This is a genomic window from Flavobacterium sp., assembly GCF_049590715.1.
Lineage (GTDB): Bacteria > Bacteroidota > Bacteroidia > Flavobacteriales > Flavobacteriaceae > Flavobacterium.
In genome coordinates, this window is record NZ_JBAWDL010000262.1 from 1 (window position 1) to 1,828 (window position 1,828).

Annotated in this window: 2 protein-coding genes; one reads left to right on the forward strand and one right to left on the reverse strand. The window is 36.7% G+C overall.

What is annotated here, in order from left to right; all coding sequences use genetic code 11:
* A partial coding sequence (locus WBQ70_RS11915; RefSeq protein WP_423914478.1) for a sulfatase-like hydrolase/transferase occupies positions 1-500 on the reverse strand: 500 nt, incomplete at its 3' end.
* A 174-nt stretch (positions 501-674) separates the two neighbouring features.
* Between WBQ70_RS11915 and WBQ70_RS11920 the strand changes: the two genes are divergently transcribed.
* A partial coding sequence (locus WBQ70_RS11920) for a tetratricopeptide repeat protein (protein WP_423914480.1) occupies positions 675-1,828 on the forward strand: 1,154 nt, incomplete at its 3' end.

The following is a 1,828-nucleotide window of genomic DNA, read 5'->3' on the forward strand; positions in this document are numbered from 1 at the left end:
GTCATGGCTTTCATGTTTTCTTTGGCTAATTTTTGATTTTCAGCCAAGGCATAACCTTGAGGGGCTTTGTCTTTTCCAGGAGGAATACTCCATGACAATTGATCGTCTAAATCGCCGTGGTGGAAAATTTTACCATAATAAACGGTTTCATATCCGTTATTTTTGAAATGTTGCGGCAGCGTAATCACGTCAGGATTGGCTTCTCTAAACTTAATATAATTGTGATACACTCCCGATGTTTCTGGGCGATAGCCTGTGAGCAAACTGGCTCTTGATGGACCACAAATGGCTTGTTGGCAATAGGCTTTGTCAAAAAGGATTCCTTGTGACGCTAGTTTGTCTAAATTAGGACTAATGGCAACATCCGATCCGTAACAGCCCAATTCCGGACGAAGGTCATCAACTCCTATAAATAAGATATTTGGTTTTGGCTTTTCTTGCGCTTGGAGGATTCCAAAAATTCCAATTAAAGACAGCCCTATTAAAAGTTTTATTTTCATTATTTATTTTATTACAAATGGTTGGTTCAATAGTGTTACAAATCTAGCGGTATGCAAGTATAAAATCGCTAAACTCAGGCTTACAAAAACTTAACATTACCTTTTTTTAGGCTTAAAAAAACTTAACTTAGGGCATATTTTGTATTTTTGCTAGAAACCTACAATCCTTTATATATGAAGAGATTACTACTATTACTAAAGACTTCTTTTCGATTTACATCCGTATTTTTAGTTTATTTTTCTATAATCACCTCCTTACATGCCCAACAATTTAAAGATTACACAGCCGAAGGTTTATTAAGTCGAAAAAACACGCCTGAAGAGGCTGTTACCGAACTTAAAAAGCTATACAAAAATGCTGTTGGAAAGAAAGATACCGTTCAAATTATACAGAGTTTGATTTCCCTAAGCGCGGCTGATAGAGCCGCATTGAATTATGGAGAAGCGTTTAGCAATGCTGGCGATGCTTTGTTTATTGCCAAAGAATATAAAAATCCATTATTGATTGCCAAAGCGCATGAGGAATTTGGAGTGCTCAATTATTTGTTCAAACAAGATGAAGAAGCAGGAGACCATTTTAAAAAAGCCCATTTTTATTATTCGAAACTAAAACCCAAATCTCCTGAAACACTTTCATTACTTTTTCATTCCCACTACAACTTGGTGTTGTATAACCAAAGAGTCAAAAAAATAGACGTACTCCAAAAGCATATTGATAGTTGTTTGAGCCTTTCGGCAAAAGTGCCATTGGGAAATAGTTACGCTCTTTTTTTGAATGAAAAAAAAGCGACAGTACTCGAAGCCGAAAACCAACATGAAAAAGCTTTATCACTATTAATAGAAACCAACAAAGCATTGGAAAGCTTAAAGGAAAAAGGACAACTGGATGCTCAGCACAGCAGCTTTTTGACTATTCTGTATTGCCGAATTGCAACCCTCTTACCCCATAACAATAGATTAGCAGAAGCCAAGTCCTATTTTGAAAAATCATTAGCCATCCCAGATTACAATGGTGAGAATACCTTTTACCGATCCTATGTGCATCTGCGTTATGCCGAATTGTTGTTTCAACTCGAAGAGTATAAAGATGCCTATTCCAATTTGGCCAAAGCCAAAGCCATCAACGACACCTATTTGAATCCAAGAAATGAAGACACCCAAGGGTTCCTGACCATCAAAAATCGCTACAGTGATCAATTGCGTAAAAAAAATGACCTCCTCTATACCCAAAACTTAGAAATTACCAAACAAACACAGGCTATTTTTCGTTTTCGTATCTTCTTTTTTGTGGTGGTGTTACTAGGGATTATTTTGGCCTTGGTAGTGCG